The following is a 15,797-nucleotide window of genomic DNA, read 5'->3' as shown; positions in this document are numbered from 1 at the left end:
AGCACACCGGCGCGATCCCGATCGGATCGCGCCGGTCTTCTGTCAGGTCGTTAAATTGGCGTCGCTTACGCCGGAGCCCCGGCGAATCCCTCGCCGGCGTCGCCGCGCAAAATCGCGCCGAAGCGCTTCCCGCCGAGGTAGAAGCGGCGCGCCTCATCGTCGGTGACTGCCACACGGCGGACGTCGCGGCGCCGAATCGGCCATATCCCGCCGACCATCGGATGCCGCCCCTGGCGATGGCTGAAGAAATAATAGGTGAACTGACGGAGCACCGAGCAGCGCGCTTCCGCATTGAGTCCGCGGCCGGCGCATACGGTGAAAATGCTGTGAAGAAAGCGCGGGATCGAGTAGAAGCCCATGTAAGCGTCGCGGTACGCGCCGAGCCAGCTTTCCTTGTCCATCTTGTCGTGCTTGAGCGTGACGTGCTGCGAGTCGAGCTGGTTGAAGTCCCAGTCGATGATGGCGCCTTCCCTGGTGAAGCGCGCCTGATCTTCAGTGCCCGGCAGCGGAGTCATGATAAAGAACGACACAAGGTCGAAGCCGATCTTTTTCAGAGTTGCCACCGCCACGCGCCCGCAATCGGGACCGTCGAACGGGAATCCCAGCATGTAGCCGGCGTGCACCGACACACCGACTTTGTGCCAGTTCTCGACGACGCGACGATACTTGTCGATCACGTGCGCGCGTGCCGCTTCCAGCTTCCACTTGTGCTGGCGGTCGTCGGTATTCTGGTACTTGGTCGCAAAGTTCAGGTTGTCGGGATTGAGCGACTCGATTCCGACGAACGCCTGGTAGCATCCCGCGGCTGCGGCCAGTTCGGTGAAACGTTTGCTGCGCCGATGCTTGGCGGTCTCGGTCTCGCCGTCGGCGACATTTGCGTAGCATGACGCATCGACGTCCACCTGCATCATGAAGGAGAGCTTGGGATACTCCTTCTTCACGTCAATCAGGCCGCTGAGAATCTCTTCCCATCGCGGCGAGCGGAAAAAGTCGTCATCGACCAGGAACAGCGACTCGATGCCGTGATTGCGGCATGCGTCGCGCACCCAGCTTACGACGGCGTCGGGCTCGCGCGAGCGCATCGTGCGGCCCATCACGTTTTTCACGCTGCAATACGAGCAGGTAAAAGGGCACCCGCGCGAAGTGTCGAGCGTGGTCATCGTATCGTTGAAAAATCGCGTCAGATAACGATCGTCGAGCATCGGCAACAGCGACTCCGTCATTAGCGGAACGGTGATGTCGTCCTGGCCGGTCTTGGCGCGAATTCCCTCCGTGACCGAGTAACTCTTGCGCAACTCGCCGCGCAGGAAGTCCTCGACGATAACGCCCCAAATGTTTTCGGCCTCGCCGACGACGGTCGTGATGCCGCATTCGTTGAGGAACTTGCACGAATCCGGAAAGCCGCTGACATGGAAGCCGCCCATCATCGTGGGCAAGCCTTCGGCGACGAACTGAAGCGCGAGGTCGCGCCCGCGCGGATACTGATTCGATTGCACACCGGCCAGCCCGATCAGCAACTCGACCCCATCTTCGTGCGCCTTTTCCTTTATCGCCTTGATTGTCTCAGGGCTGACTACACCGTCGCAGATTTCGTCCCAAATTACCGTCTCGAGGCGGACGTTTCGCTCGACCGCGTAACGCTTGTTGAACGCCTCGTTGAGCGCCGTCAGCACCGTCAAAGTGTTGTTGGGCTGAACCCCGTAACGGAAATATTGGACGAAGCCCTCCTCGTCGTAGCGCGAGGGTTTGATGAAATAGACGCGAATCGTGCGGCAAGGCTCCGGCTTTATCGCCGCATCGGCGGTCGCGCCCTTGCGTGCGGTCAACTGAAGCGTGGCGGCCGGACGATCACCGCCATAACGATTCGTCCCCAACAGCCAATAGAGGACACCTGCCGCGAAAACCAGAAATCCGCCTAATAATATAAGAAATACCATAGATCCTCTACTTTTTTTCCTACCCCAGCATACCCACCCTGCGCATCATACCCGAACGCGGGCCCTGACGGTATCTAACCGGTCGGTCAGAGAGAGTAAATAAATCCCGACCAAAAATGTCAACAATTCATTGAAACACATTAATAGCGCCAAAGTCGAGTGAATTTATCGTGACAATTCTGGAAAGAGGGTAACTAGCGGTACATTTCGACCAGATTGATGAGGCCCAAATCGCGATAGCGTTCGACCAGGTAACCCTTGATCTCCTGCACGCTGGCCATTTGTAAAGTCTCGCGCGCGATCAGGCGGGCGGTCTGATAATCGACCTCCCGAATGACTTTGCGCACCACCGGAATAAATAGCGGGCTCAGACTTAGTTCGTCGAGACCCATCCCGACCAGCAGCAGCGTTGCCAGCGGATCGCTGGCCATCTCGCCGCACAGGCAAACCTCCTTGTCGGCCGCGCGCGCGACGTTGACGACCTCGGCGATGGCGGAAATGACCGCGGGATGCAGCGCCTCGTACAGGTGCGCGACTTTGCGATTGTTGCGATCGGCGGCGAGCAGGTACTGGATCAGATCGTTGGTCCCGATCGAGAAAAAATCGACCTCGCGCGCAAGGCGCGGCGCGAGCCACACCGCCGACGGCACTTCGACCATGATTCCGACTTCGATATTGGGATTGTGCTCGAGTCCTTCCTTGAACAGCTCGGCCTGCGACTCGGCCAGCAATTCCTTGGCGCGGCGCAATTCCTCTAGGCTCGAGATCATCGGGAACATGATGCGGACGTCGTGCTTGGCGGCGGCGCGGAGAATGGCGCGGAGCTGAACTTTGAACAGCCCCGGCATCTCAAGTGAGACGCGTATCGAACGCCAGCCGAGGAACGGATTGTCCTCGCGCGGCACCCGCATGTACGGCGGATACTTGTCGGCGCCGATATCGAGCGTGCGAATCGTGATCGGGCGCTTGCCGAGCAGCTCAAGCATCTTGCCGTACAGCGCGAGCTGCTGAGTCTCGTCGGGAAAATCCTCGTAGGTCAGGAACGAGAATTCCGAACGCAGCAGCCCGACGCCCTCAGCGCCATAGCGCAACGCCAGGTGGATATCCGGCAGCAGCGCGATATTCGCAAGCATCATGACGCGATGGCCGTCGCGGGTCGCGGTCGGCGCGTTGCCCTCTTCGATAAGCTCGCGCTTGAATGCCTCGTAGCGCTTGGACAGGCTCACGTAGTCGCGCTCGATCTCGGCGGCGGGATTGACGTAAACGACGCCCGAGTTGCCGTCGAGCACGAGCTGATCGCCCTCGATGACCGATTCCATCAGATGTTCGACGCCGACTACGGTCGGGATTTCGAACGCCCGCGCCAGGATCGCCGCGTGCGAGGTGACGCCGCCCGATTGCAGCGCAATCCCCGCCAGATTGTCGTGGCTGACCAGCATCAGCTGCGAGAGCGTAAGCTCCTCGGCGACTATAATCGTAGGCTTGGTGAAGGGAGCCCTCTTTTCCTCCTGGCGCAGATGACGCAACACGCGATGGCCGACGTCGCGGAAGTCGGTCGCGCGCTCGCGCAAATAATTGTCTGCGACCGCAAGCATCGAGGTGCTGAGTTCCTCGATGACCCGGAACAGCGCGCTCTCGGCGGTGTAGCCGTCGGCAATTGCACCGCGGATGCGGCCGACGAACTCCTCGTCTTCGAGAATCATGCGATGGCCGTCGAAGATCTTGAGGTCCGACTCGGGCATCAGCGGCGCCATCCGTATCCGCAGCGTCGCCAGCTCGGCCAGCGAACGGGCCAGAGCGTCCTCGAAGCGCTTGACCTCGGCCTTGGGGTCGCGGGACTTCTGGTTACGATCGACGCTGCTTAGAAGTGTGCCGACGACGTGCGCGTTTCCCTGCGCAAATCCGGGTGACGCGGAAAGCCCTGCCAGCCGGGGGCGGCGAATCTTCGCCGGCGGGGCGTGGCGCGTCTTGCCACCGACTTTTTCGTAGTCCTTGAGCTGGCGGTTGGCCTCGATCATCCGGCGCCGATATTCGAGCCGCTCTTTTTCCTTGGTGACGAGCGATTCGCGCAGCCTGAAATGAGAAAGAATTTGCGCGACCTGGTTGGCGGCGGTGTTGAGCAGGCGGATTTCGCTCTTGTTGAATTTGCGCCGCTCGAGCGTCTGCGCGACCAGCACTCCGAGCGGCTTCTTGCGGCCGTCGCGAACCGGCACGCCCAGAAAAGTATGGAAGCGCTCCTCGCCGGTCTCGGGAAAGTACTTGTAGCGCGGATGGCTGATCGCGTCGGGCACGCAAACCGGTTCGTCTTTCTCCAGCACCAGCCCGACCAGTCCCTCGCTGAGGCGCATCGAAACCTTGCCGACCGATTCGCGATCGAGTCCCACCGTGGCGCGCAGCACGATTCGCTCGCGCTGCGGATCGAACAGGTAGAGCGAACAGACCTCGGCCTCCATGCCGGTGGCGATCGCCAGGGCAACCCGGTCCAGGGTCTCGCGAAGATCCTCGGAATGTTCGCCGCCGATCGAGGAGAGTTGCTCGATCAGGGCGAGGCGATCCTTGTTGGCACTCATCGGTAAAGTCTCAGCGGCGGCAACGAAATTTTATCGGATCGATCGCGTGGCGAACAATGCCGCCGAGCGATCTAATCCGCATGATCCTCGCCCTCCGGATCTTCGAAGCCCGGCGGAAGCGCCGTCGGCTCGCCTCGCGTCTTCGAGCTTCGCTCACCGAGCCGCTCGACCAAGCCCGCAATCATCGCGGTAAGCGCGGCCGGAAGCGCTTTTATCGCGGGATCATCGAACCTCAAGTTGAAGTAGTCGAGCGATAGTTGTGCAACTGCCTCTGCCTGGCGGAAATCGCGCTTGCGCTTGATTGGATCTCGCGTCGGCTGGAGCGAGACCCACAGCTTGTGCAATGCGAACACGCGCGGCTCAGGGACCACAAACCTGACCGGGAAGCCATTGTCGGCGATCACGATTTGGGTCATTCGCGGCGCCGCGCCAAGCCATTCGAGGCCGTGCAGGGGTTCCGCAATCAGATCCAGTCCGCTGCCAATGCTGCTGAGGCCGCCAGGGGAATCGATTGGCGCCCGGATCAAGTCGACCATGAAGCCCTTCGCGTTGACAGCGCGAAATGACCTTTTCCGTTGAGGCTTGAAGGTTCTGTCCACGCGCTGAAGGATTCCGAGGAGGCCTGAACTTCGTATCGAGCCGGCCAGTTCGATTTCAACCTTGGTGTTCAGCAGCGTGTCGAGATCTTCGGTTTGCAGAAGTCCGGCTTTGAGCTGTACGCCCGCCGCCATTTCGTAGGCATAGATCGCATGACTGCCGAGAATAATCAGATGGCTGCCCAGCAGCCCGCCGGCATCGAGCGACCTTACTATGTCGGCCGCAATCCGCGGAACTCGATTCACTCCCGCGGCGACGCAGAACCTGGCCTGGCGCGCGACTTCTTGATTGATCGATCGAATCCGCTCGTCGAGGTCGCGTTTAGTTTCGGTAAATTCGCGGTAAGCTTCCTCGGTCTTGGGCGAACGCGGGCCCAGAGAGCGATTGCCGCCATGGCGGTCAATCGTGCGCACGAGGTAGTCGCGGCCGGCAACTTTCTTCCAGTGCAATCCGCCGCGAAGTGCTTGGCGCTCGGCTTGAAGTTCGAGCAAATGTTCGTAAAGCTGCGCTGCATCCACCGCGATTCTGCGCTGCTCGATAGTGAGTTCTCTTAGCCTCAAGACATTTTCCTTTCAAATTGCTTGAATAGCGTTTTGAAAGGAAATTGTAGCATGAGCAAGGGCTTTATCCATAGCTTAGGTCGCAGTCGTAGGCTAATTTTCCTTTCAAATCTGGCAAAGCCGCAAAAGAAAGGAAAACGCTTCGACCTCGGAGCTTGCTTGCCGCGCTAGCCGGGGTTCGCCGACAGCTCGAAAGGCGCAAGCGCGCTCTTCAGCAGGCCGCGGCCCGCGCGGCATCGCCGGGATTGGATCGCATCGATAAGCTCGCGCTCGTCCTTGATTGGCCCGTCGAGCAGCGTCGTCACGCATCCCACCGAGCCCGCCGAATGCGAGTCCGAGCCCGCCACCTCCGCCAACCCAAGATGACGCGCGACCTTGAGCGCGAACACATTCTCGTCCTCGCCGCACGCGCCGTTGAGCACTTCGATCGCATCGACCATCTCGAAAATTTTGAGTTCGGCCGCGCGGTCCGGATAAGTCGGATCGATCAGTTCTGAGTCCGGGTTGATGAACGAAAAGCGCGGGTCGAGTTTGTAGCGGAACGGATGATTCGCGATCAGTATCCCGCCTTCGAGGTCCGCCACGCGCCGCAGTTCGGCGAGCTTGTAGATTCCTCCGACGTACCGCTCGAGCCCGAACGCGCCGACATGCCCCATGTCGGTCGTGACTTCCATCCCGCGGATAAAAATTACGCCAGAGTCGGCCGCCAGCGCCGCGATCTCGCGGGAATCCCACATGTTGTCGTGCTCGGTGATGCAGACCGCGCCGATTCCGATCGCACGCGCGCGATCGACCAGGTCTTTCGGCGCCAGGTTCGAATCCGCACTGCCGCGATTGGTGTGGAGATGCAGGTCAACGGTGAAGTAGGGCCCCGCCCGATCGGGGTGCCCGCTTCGTGAATCCGCCATGTGCGACGCGCCGCGGCTACTTGGGCGGCTCCTTCGCGAGCGTGATTTTCTTCATGTGGTCACCCTTCTGAATCTGATCGACCACGTCCATGCCCTTAATCACGCCGCCGAAGATGGTGTATTGGCCGTCGAGTCCCGGCTGCGGCTCCAGGCAGATGTAGAACTGGCTGCCGCTGGACGCGCGTTGCGGATTAACTTCGTCGCCCGTGCGCGCGGTGGCCAGGCTGCCGCGCAGGTGATGCTCATTCTTGTTGATTTCGCCCGGCACGGTGTAGCCCGGGCCACCGGCTCCCGTCCCGTCAGGATCTCCCCCCTGCACCACGAAGTCCGGAACAACGCGGTGCCAGGTCAGGCCGTTGTAAAAGCCCTTGTTCACCAGCGTCTCGAAATTCGCGACCGTCTTGGGTGCGACGGCGGGGTAGAGCTCGACGATTATGGCGCCGTGCTCGGTCTCGATGGTTGCGTAATGACCTGTGTTTCTCACTGGGAGTCCATCCGTTGCGCCTTTGCAAGCCGAGGCAAGCACCAGCACCGCCACGACGGCAAGACACGACAATCTAAAGGAGTTGCGTTTCATTTTATCCACTCGCATTCGCACGAACGATCAACCAACCGTCCATGCATAAGGTTATTCCAACAGTCCTACATGGAAGTATTCGAGGCGTCGCCAATCCGCAAGTGCCGATGCGACCCAATCCAGCCGTCGATCATCCAGCCGGACGAAGGCCACGGCGCCGCTGCCCGGCTCGGGATGGACACGCGCATCCGAGGAAGGCGACAATGCGCGCCTATGGAATCGTGGTTTAACAAGGCAAGATTCGGAATGTTCATCCATTGGGCGCCTTGCAGCCAGCGCGGGCTCGAGCTGTCGTGGCCGCTGGTCGGGGGCGTCGGCGCGCTGCCCGACTCGCAGAGCGTCGCGGTGGACGAATATCACTCAACCGCCAGGACTTTTAATCCGACAAAATGGGATGCGCGCGCGCTGGCGCGGATGGCAAAACGCGCCGGGATGCAATACGCAGTCCTGACCAGTAAGCATCACGACGGCTTCTCGATGTTCCATACGGCGCATTCTGACTATTCAATTGAGTATTCGCCATTCAAGCGCGATATAGTTCGTGAATATACGGATGCGTTCCGCGCCGAGGGCCTGAAGCTGGGACTGTATTACTCACTCATCGACTGGCATCATCCCGACTATCCGGCATTCGTCGAGTCGGACAAGCCTTACAAGTGGGGCAACTGGCGCCGCTCGACGCCTGAACAGTGGGATCGATTTATAAAATTCATGTTCTCCCAGATGCGCGAGCTGCTGACCAACTACGGCAAGATCGATCTGCTCTGGTTCGACGGCGGATGGGAACGCACGCCCGAGGAATGGAAGTCGCGCGAGTTCCTCGAGATGATCCGCTCGCTCCAGCCCGAGGTCGTCATCAATGATCGCATCCCGGGTTACGGCGACTATCAGACCCTCGAACAGGCCGTCCCGCCCAAGCCGCCAGATGGCCCGTGGGAAACCTGCCTGACGATTAACAACAGCTGGGGGTACAATCCGTCGGACAAGGACTTCAAATCGATCCGGTCGCTGATCCATACTCTGTGCGAAGTGGCCGGCAAGGGTGGAAATCTGCTGCTCAACGTGAGCCCGATGGGCGACGGCGCTATCCCACCCGAACACGTCGAGCGGCTCGAAGCGATTGGCAACTGGATGGACCGCAACGATGAGGCGATCGTCGGCACTGACCCTGGACTCGAGGCGTGGCAGTTCTACGGACCGTCAACGCGCCGCGGCAATCGGGTCTATCTGCACGTGCTGATGAAGCCGTACGAGTCCGTCTCGGTGCGCGGCGTCAAGGTGCGCCACATCGGCGACGTGCGTCCGCTGGCAAGTACGATTTCGCTCAAGGTGCGCAAGCGAATCTCTGCGGCCGATACGCTGTTCAACCGTGACCCGGTCGGCGAGCTCGTGATTGCGACGCCCGACAGCGCGCTCGATTCGATAGCGACGATCATCGCGGTCGATTTCCAGCGCTAGCCGATCCGCATCATGGACCGGTGGAGAAAGTCCAGTCGTACTGCTTTCCGTTCGCGCTCATCGACACCGCGTACTTCGCGCCCTTGGCCAGCGGCGCGCGCGGAATCACCACGAGCGTGCCGTAAGACTTCAGAACGTTTCGCCCCAGCTCTTGTGAGTATCCATCGGGATTCGAGTAGCTAGTCGAATCAAACCCGCATGCTTCGACTGCGGTGCGGCTGCCGTCGGCATTCTCTCGCGCGATTGAGTATTCGCCGAGATGAGTATCCAGCCAGGCGCCGAGCTGGAGTGTAATAGCCAGTCCGCTCGGTGGCTTGTAGCCGGGACAGTTGCTGCGCGGATCGGGCCATTCGTTGCCGAACGACCTTATCGTGACGGTCGCGCCGTCGGGAGGAAACTCGATCGGCCCGCTGTCCGCAACGCCCGCCGGCAATTTCCGCTGCGAGCCGTTCAATAAGTTGAGGCCCGCGGCGCATGCTCCCGACTCGCAGTAGATTCCGAACCCTGCGCTGGTCAGTCGCGGATTGAGTATCGGCATGCGATGGAACGGTATCGACATCCATCCGTCGATCGACCACGCCGGCGAGCCCGGTGTTCGCTGCGCCGACCATTCGTCCGGGTCGGACAAACCAGGCCGGTCGATCGCGTCGGCAGGCCGTTCCGGCATGAACCACACATCCATGTCGCTGGCCTTGGCCGCCTCGAGCCCTTCGGGCGTAAAGTTTGGGCTTCCCGGATCTTCCGTATGCATCTCGGCGCCGAGGCCGCGATGCGCGATCTCATCACGGTAGTTCTTGACGACGTAAATCGTATGCGCGCGATCGCCCTTGCTCAGCGCCGGATCCTCGACTATCGCCGGCAGCTTCACCATCGCGCGGTAGTAGTTCACTCGCCTTAGCCATTCGGGCTGGACTGCTGCTGGAATCGCCGGCGGCGCTGATGCTCGGCCTTCTGATGCCGCCGCATTGGCCGCTGCCGACTGAGTATTCGTCGCCGAAGGCGCGGCGCTGGACCGGCGTGACGAAACCCATGCGGCGATCGCCGACGCAGCGGGTCCGATCTCGCTTCGGTAACGAACTCCCGCGACGGAGAAAACTCCGAATGCGAAAAAAACCGCCAGCCCCCGTCCCAGCCGGCTCGGGGCGCGCGCCGCCCGCGTCGGCGCCGGCATCGGATCGCCCGCAGCGACGAAAGCAAAACGCGCAGAGCCGAATTTGATCTCGTCGCCGCGCTTCAGCGCGATCGGTTCGCGCACTCGGCCACCGTTGACAAACGTGCCGTTAGTCGAGCCGAGGTCCGCCAGCTCGAAGCTGCCCGGCTTGCGCGTTACCGTGGCATGACGGCGCGATACCGTCGCGTCGTCGAGCACTACGTCGTTCGACGGATGGCTGCCAATGGCTACTGTCTGCTTGTCTAGTGGGTATTCACGCGAATCGGAACTGCCTATTGAGACGAGACGACTGCGCGCGCTCCCGTTCTCACCCGGGACGTTGCCCGCAGAGCGTTGCTCCGGCAGCATCGATCGCCCTAGCCCAGATTCCAGAAGCGCCCGACGTTTTGCGCCGCCCGCTCGATCATCGGCATCGCCCGGTCGCCGCCATCATCCGCACGAATCGGCTCATCCGCGTCGCGTCCGAATTCGTCGATCACCGCGCGTCCCGACTCCGCGATTGCTTCGAGGTCGTAGCCGCCTTCGAGCGCCGCAACCATCTTGCCGCCGCAGCATTCCGCGGCCAGCCGCTTCATCCGCCGCGCCATCGCTGCAAATCCCGCCTCCGTCACGCGCATCTGCGCGAGCGGATCGCGGAAATGCGCGTCGAAGCCGCATGAGACGAGTATGAACTCGGGCTTGAAATGGCGGCCGATCGGCATGATCAGGCGATCGAACACGCGGATATACTCGGCGTCGCCGAATTCCGCCGGCATCGGCGCATTCACCGTGAATCCCAGTCCGGCGCCGTACCCGATCTCGTGGAGCGAGCCGGTGCCGGGGTATTGCGGGTACTGATGCGTCGATACGTAAAGCACTTCGGGCGATTCGTAAAATATATCCTGCGAGCCGTTGCCATGATGGACGTCCCAATCGACAATCATCACCCGCTTGAGGCCGCGTGTTTCGATTAGCCACTTCGCCACGATTGCAACATTGTTGAAGAAGCAGAATCCCATCGCGCGATTAGGCAGTGCGTGATGCCCCGGGGGCCGGACAATGGCAAATCCATTATCTATTGCTCCGTCCATCACGGCCTCGACTGCCGTAAGCACGCCGCCTGCGGCCAGTACCGCGGTCTCGTACGAAGCGCGCGAGCTATGCGTATCCGGATCGAAATCGAACCGATCCATCGACGCTGATCGCGCGACCGTCGCGATATACTCAGGGACATGACAGCTCGCGATTTCCTCGTGCGTCGCTTCGCGCGGCGCCATGAATCTCAGATCCGGCCGCGTGAGCGACTCCGCCATCTCGATCATGACCTCGGCGCGCTCCGGACGCTCGGGATGCGCCCGGCCGGCGAAGTGCTTCAGGTAGCGGCGATCCGCAACGACCCCGGTTTTAAGCATCGTTGACACCCCGGTCGGGTATGATGATTAACTGGCATGGAGCAGGCCAAGTTGCGCGGAATTTTCCCGCACCGCGCAAAGTCATCGAATTGCACTGGCCGGTGTGCCGGACGGTCATCGAAGTTTGGACCTTTTTGAAATAGTTTTGATCCTCGCGATCGCGCTGATTGTCGTCGGCCCCGAACGCCTGCCCGAGGTTATGCGCACGGTGGGAAAAGTCTTGCGCGAGCTGCGTCTGGCGAGCAATACCGTCCTCCGCGAACTGACCGACGTGCTCGACGAGCCGCCCAAGGTGCCACCGCCCGCGCCCATCGCGCCCAAGTCCGGGCCGCCTCCCGTAAAGCCGCCCGAGAATACATAGCCGGTCATCCCGCACCGTGCCTAGCGAGGATATCACACCGCCCGCGCCCATCGAGGAGACGCCGGAACAGGCGCGGATGTCGCTCATCGAGCATCTGCAGGAACTCCGCACCCGCCTGATTCGCGCCTTCATCGCCATCGGCGTCGGTTTCATCCTCGCGTACGCGATCAGAAATCCGCTGTTCCGCTTGCTGACCTGGCCGATTCGCGCGGTCTCGGGCGGCAAGGTGCTGCTGATCGGCACCGGCGTCGGCGAGGCGTTCTACACCGAGATCAAGGTCGCGCTCATCGCCGGTCTGTTCATCGCCAGCCCCGCGGTATTTTACGAGATCTGGAAATTTATCGCGCCGGGTTTGTACGAAACCGAACGCAGGATGGCCAAGCCGTTCGTCTTCTTTGCGACGATGTTTTTCGTGCTCGGCGGATATTTCTGCTGGGCTGTTGTCTTCAGAGTCGGCTACGCATTTTTCCTGGCTCAATACGCGAACATCGGAGTCACCCCGACCATCCGCATCAGCGAGTACCTGGCGTTCTCATCCAAGCTGCTGCTCGCGTTCGCGCTCACGTTCGAGATGCCGATTTTCGCGTTCTTTTTCACCAAGCTCGGGATGATCGACTACAAGATGATGTTCAGCTACTGGCGCTATGCGATCGTCGCCATCTTCATTGTCTCCGCGGCTCTGACTCCGCCCGACATGATCTCGATGTTCCTGCTCGCGATTCCGCTGGTGCTGCTCTACGCGATCAGCGTCGGCGTCGCCTGGATGTTTCGTCTTAAGCCCGCGGAAAAACCGGCCGTGACAACAACGAAACCTGAACAACCCGAAACCGTCTGACTCCCAATCAGCCTGACCCCTTAATCAGCAGGTCCGGAGTTCGAGTCTCCAACGGCCCACCACTTCAAGGCGTACGGGCAGAATGAGAATCTGAATCTGGCCGGTTTCCGGCGTAGCCCTGAATCGCCTCTTAGGCAACGCCTAGGCAACCGGGCGGCCTTTGTCGCCCCTGAAATGCCGCCGCTTTCAGAGTTTGGCGCCCGTGCGCGATCGCCGATTCCCGATGCGTCGCGCCATGCGCCGCCGCGCAAGGGGACGTGGATGCGCAAAAGATGGTCGATAAACTGTCAGGGTCCGGCCGGTGAGTATGGACGTGGCGAGCGGAAAGCTTGCGCGCCGCAGGCCGAGTCCGCGCGTTTCGCAAACCCTAAATGCCCGGTGCTACCGTTCGGCAGCGTGTCTGCCGCAATTCGATCGCGGGTTTAGGCTCGCCCGCGCCCTCGCCCAAATGGAGCGTGATGCTGAGCCCTTTTCCCTGCGGGGCCATCTCCGCCTGCCGCCCCCATCGCTCCGGGAATCGTCTCGCCAGCATATCGCGTGATGCTCGCCAGTCGCGTTCCGCCGCGTCGGACCAAATCCGGACTAGTAACATCAAATCTTTTCATAGCTGCTATCTTTCGTTCCGCCAGCCATTCCGTTCGGCCTCGGCGATGAGCCCCGACAGCTTCTTGCCGAGCGCTTGCGCGACAACGGAGCGCGTCTTAATACTGCGCTGCCGTCGGAGCGCCCACTGGCCACCCGTGCCCACGGGCGTCGCAACAACAAGCGAAAAATCCGCGCAAGACATCTTTTTCTCTGTCAGCGCTTGAGAGCGAAAGACCGTCTGCGGGATTTCGCGATTCACACTGCGCCGTCGCCGCCGCGACCAGTGAAAAACCCCGCGCGTAGCGGTCCTCATCATTTTCGCGAAAACCGCTCTTGCCCAACGCCGCGGTCACCCCACCCGTACCCACGGGTGGCTGGCTTGGGCTGGACTCGGGAGATACATTTCTCCTCTAAGCGAATCGAACCGAGGTCCTATGGCAATAATTCTGAAATCTCCGGTCGCCACCGGCGCACCCGGAATCCCGCCGCGATGGACCCGCAGCGCCAAGGATACGGTCTGCACCGCCTACTCCTCCGCGAGCCATCTATGGTTCACCACCTCCGTCGGCGTCGTCAACGAGATTTATTTCCCCACCATCGATCAGCCGCAGGTCCGCGACCTCCAGTTCCTGATCACCGACGGCGAGACCTTCTTCCACGAAGAACGCCGCCATCTCAATTCCACCACCGAGTACCTCGACGCCGCCGGCCTCGGCGTGCGAATCGTCGGCCATTCGCCCGACGGCCGCTATCATCTCTTCAAGGAAGTCATCACCGATCCGCATCAGTCGACCCTGCTCATCAACACCCGCCTCGAGGGCGACCCGGAGCTGCTCAAAAAACTCCACCTTTACGTCCTGCTCGCGCCGCATCTGGGTGTCGGCGGATGGGGCAACAACGGCCACAAAGCTGAAATCGCCGGGCATGAGTTCCTGGCTGCGAACAAGGACGATGTCTGGCTGGCTTTGGGAGCCACAGTGCCATTTCTCAGAACTTCATGCGGATACGTCGGAAATACCGACGGATGGCGGGACATCAGCACCAACTTCAAAATGGATTATCAGTTCGCCGCCGCGCCCGACGGTAATATCGCGCTCACCGCCGAGATCGATTTGCGCAAGGGCTACTCTTTCACCCTCGGCCTCGGCTTCGGCCGCAAGCTCAATCGCGCGGCGACTACTCTCTATCAGTCGCTCGCCGAACCCTTCCCCGAGCATCGCGCCCGCTTCCTCGAACAATGGGATCGCGCGTCGCGCCATTCCCTTCCGCTCGGGCAATTCTCCGGCGACGGCGGCGCGCTCTATCGCCGCAGCCGCGACCTTCTTCTCGCCCATGAAGACAAAAGCTATCCCGGCGCGCTCATCGCTTCGCTCAGCATCCCCTGGGGCGAGGCCAGGGGCGACGAGGACCTTGGCGGCTACCATCTGGTCTGGACCCGCGACATGGTCCACAGCGTGACCGGATTGGCCGCTACCGGCGCCTTCAGCACCGCGCTGCGCGCCTTGATCTATCTCGCATGTGCGCAGCGGCCCGACGGTGGCTTTCCGCAGAACTTCTGGGTCGACGGGAAGCCCTACTGGAACGGGATTCAGCTCGACGAAGTTTCGTTTCCGATCATGCTCGCGTGGCGGATGCACAAGTTTGGCGCGCTCAGGGATTTCGATCCGTATCCGATGGTGCTGCGGGCGGCCCGCTTTCTAATCGACAACGGATGCGCCACTCCGCAGGAGCGATGGGAGGAAAATGCCGGTTACTCGCCCTCGACGCTCGCCGCAAATGTAGCGGCGCTGATCTGCGCGGCCTGTTTCGCCCGCGATCGCGGCGACTTGGCGACGGCGCAATTCCTCGAGGAATACGCAGACTTCCTCGAGGCGCACATCGAAACCTGGACCGTCACCAACCAGGGCTTCCTCGTCCCCGGCGTCAAGCGGCACTACGTCAGGATCAATCCCATCGACATCGGCGATCCCGACGCCGACGAAAGCATCGAGGGCAAGCGCGTCTTCATCCACAATCGCGCACCCGGCGCGCAGGCTGAATTCCCCGTCGCGGAAATCGTTGACGGCGGATTTCTCGAGCTGGTCCGCTACGGCATTCGCAAAGCCGGCGATCCGCTGATCGAGGATTCGGTCCGCGTCATCGACGCCGTCCTGAAGACCGACTTCCCTGCGGGTCCGTGCTGGCGGCGCTATACGCATGACGGCTATGGACAGCTTGATGACGGCGGCCCGTTTCTCGGATGGGGCCGCGGACGGCCGTGGCCGCTGCTGACAGGTGAGCGCGGGCATTACGAACTCGCGGCGGGCCGTGACCCGCTTCCCTATCTGAGGGCGATGGAACGGTTTTCGAATTCGACGCAGTTGCTGCCCGAGCAGATCTGGGATCAACCCGACATCCCGCGCGAGCTGCTCAGGTATGGCTACCAGACCGGCAGCGCGACTCCCCTGATGTGGGCGCATGCCGAGTACATCAAGCTGCTGCGCTCGGCCTCGGACGCGCGGGTCTTCGACATGATCGACGAGGTCAAAGACCGCTACATGAAGCTCGGACGAAAGCCGAGCCGCCTTCGCGTCTGGAAATCCAACCGCCGCGTCAAGTCGGTTTCACCCGGCGACCGCCTGCGCATCCAGGCCACTCGGCCGTTCACGCTTCATTGGTCCAGCGACGGATGGCGGCACTTCAATGATACCGGGTCGATTTCAACGCCGATCGGCTTCGATTACGTTGACATCGACATCGGCGCAGACGACCGCGCCCCCGTTCGCTTTACGTTCAACTGGCGCGAGGCGCGCAATTGGGAAGGCCGCGACTACGCCGTCGCAATCGCGAAATAGCGTCTTGATCGCC

12 protein-coding genes are annotated in these 15,797 nt (G+C 61.4%); 4 read left to right on the top strand and 8 right to left on the bottom strand.

All coding sequences use genetic code 11. The annotated features are described in order from the left end of the window. Window positions 1–65: 65 nt before the first annotated feature. From ABR989_RS02045 to ABR989_RS02025, 5 genes are all read right to left on the bottom strand, one after another. Window positions 66–1,937, bottom strand: a complete 1,872-nt coding sequence (locus ABR989_RS02045) for a B12-binding domain-containing radical SAM protein (RefSeq protein WP_428125407.1) — start codon at window positions 1,935–1,937, stop codon at window positions 66–68. Window positions 1,938–2,131: 194 nt separating this feature from the next. Beyond that, window positions 2,132–4,507, bottom strand: coding sequence for a phosphoenolpyruvate--protein phosphotransferase (gene ptsP, locus ABR989_RS02040; protein ID WP_428125406.1), 2,376 nt, complete (start codon window positions 4,505–4,507; stop codon window positions 2,132–2,134). A gap of 71 nt (window positions 4,508–4,578) precedes the next feature. Continuing rightward, window positions 4,579–5,664: a GSU2403 family nucleotidyltransferase fold protein gene (locus ABR989_RS02035; protein WP_428125405.1), complete on the bottom strand. Its 1,086-nt coding sequence runs from the start codon at window positions 5,662–5,664 to the stop codon at window positions 4,579–4,581. Between the two features lie 167 nt (window positions 5,665–5,831). Continuing rightward, window positions 5,832–6,572, bottom strand: coding sequence for a CehA/McbA family metallohydrolase (locus ABR989_RS02030; protein WP_428125404.1), 741 nt, complete (start codon window positions 6,570–6,572; stop codon window positions 5,832–5,834). 16 nt (window positions 6,573–6,588) lie between these two features. Further along, entirely contained in the window at window positions 6,589–7,056 is a 468-nt protein-coding gene (locus ABR989_RS02025) for a peptidylprolyl isomerase (protein WP_428125403.1), read from the bottom strand. A 306-nt stretch (window positions 7,057–7,362) separates the two neighbouring features. On the opposite strand from ABR989_RS02025, the gene ABR989_RS02020 reads away from it, so the two are divergent. Then, the gene (locus tag ABR989_RS02020; RefSeq protein ID WP_428125402.1) at window positions 7,363–8,607 is read left to right on the top strand and encodes an alpha-L-fucosidase; all 1,245 of its coding nucleotides are present in this window, start codon (window positions 7,363–7,365) and stop codon (window positions 8,605–8,607) included. 10 nt (window positions 8,608–8,617) lie between these two features. On the opposite strand, the gene ABR989_RS02015 is transcribed toward ABR989_RS02020, so the two are convergent. Continuing rightward, window positions 8,618–10,126, bottom strand: coding sequence for an FHA domain-containing protein (locus ABR989_RS02015; protein WP_428125401.1), 1,509 nt, complete (start codon window positions 10,124–10,126; stop codon window positions 8,618–8,620). An 8-nt stretch (window positions 10,127–10,134) separates the two neighbouring features. After that, complete coding sequence (locus tag ABR989_RS02010) at window positions 10,135–11,169, bottom strand: histone deacetylase family protein (protein WP_428125400.1); 1,035 nt, start codon at window positions 11,167–11,169, stop codon at window positions 10,135–10,137. 124 nt (window positions 11,170–11,293) lie between these two features. On the opposite strand from ABR989_RS02010, the gene ABR989_RS02005 reads away from it, so the two are divergent. Both ABR989_RS02005 and tatC read left to right on the top strand, forming a co-directional pair. After that, window positions 11,294–11,530, top strand: a complete 237-nt coding sequence (locus tag ABR989_RS02005) for a Sec-independent protein translocase subunit TatA/TatB (RefSeq protein WP_428125399.1) — start codon at window positions 11,294–11,296, stop codon at window positions 11,528–11,530. Window positions 11,531–11,546: 16 nt separating this feature from the next. Beyond that, window positions 11,547–12,365, top strand: coding sequence for a twin-arginine translocase subunit TatC (tatC, locus tag ABR989_RS02000; RefSeq protein WP_428125398.1), 819 nt, complete (start codon window positions 11,547–11,549; stop codon window positions 12,363–12,365). A gap of 610 nt (window positions 12,366–12,975) precedes the next feature. Here the strand turns inward: tatC and ABR989_RS01995 are convergent. Continuing rightward, window positions 12,976–13,209 carry a hypothetical protein gene (locus tag ABR989_RS01995; RefSeq protein ID WP_428125397.1) on the bottom strand — a complete coding sequence of 78 codons (234 nt, stop codon included), beginning with the start codon at window positions 13,207–13,209 and terminating at the stop codon, window positions 12,976–12,978. 175 nt (window positions 13,210–13,384) lie between these two features. On the opposite strand from ABR989_RS01995, the gene ABR989_RS01990 reads away from it, so the two are divergent. After that, complete coding sequence (locus ABR989_RS01990) at window positions 13,385–15,784, top strand: glycoside hydrolase family 15 protein (protein WP_428125396.1); 2,400 nt, start codon at window positions 13,385–13,387, stop codon at window positions 15,782–15,784. Window positions 15,785–15,797 lie beyond the last annotated feature (13 nt).

The organism is Binatus soli (SeqCode) (genome assembly GCF_050015535.1).
GTDB classification, from domain to species: Bacteria; Desulfobacterota; Binatia; order Binatales; family Binataceae; genus Binatus; species Binatus soli.
Note: the sequence above shows the minus strand (reverse complement) of the source record. Positions and strands in the feature narration are given on the sequence as shown.

Excerpts from the sequence above, each read along its gene's own strand:
- ABR989_RS02045 (WP_428125407.1), bottom strand. The coding sequence starts at position 1,937 with ATGGTATTTCTTATATTATTAGGCGGATTTCTGGTTTTCGCGGCAGGT.
- ptsP (WP_428125406.1), bottom strand. The coding sequence starts at position 4,507 with ATGAGTGCCAACAAGGATCGCCTCGCCCTGATCGAGCAACTCTCCTCG.
- ABR989_RS02030 (WP_428125404.1), bottom strand. The coding sequence starts at position 6,572 with ATGGCGGATTCACGAAGCGGGCACCCCGATCGGGCGGGGCCCTACTTC.
- ABR989_RS02020 (WP_428125402.1), top strand. The coding sequence starts at position 7,363 with ATGGAATCGTGGTTTAACAAGGCAAGATTCGGAATGTTCATCCATTGG.
- ABR989_RS02015 (WP_428125401.1), bottom strand. The coding sequence starts at position 10,126 with ATGCTGCCGGAGCAACGCTCTGCGGGCAACGTCCCGGGTGAGAACGGG.
- ABR989_RS02010 (WP_428125400.1), bottom strand. The coding sequence starts at position 11,169 with ATGCTTAAAACCGGGGTCGTTGCGGATCGCCGCTACCTGAAGCACTTC.
- ABR989_RS01990 (WP_428125396.1), top strand. The coding sequence starts at position 13,385 with ATGGCAATAATTCTGAAATCTCCGGTCGCCACCGGCGCACCCGGAATC.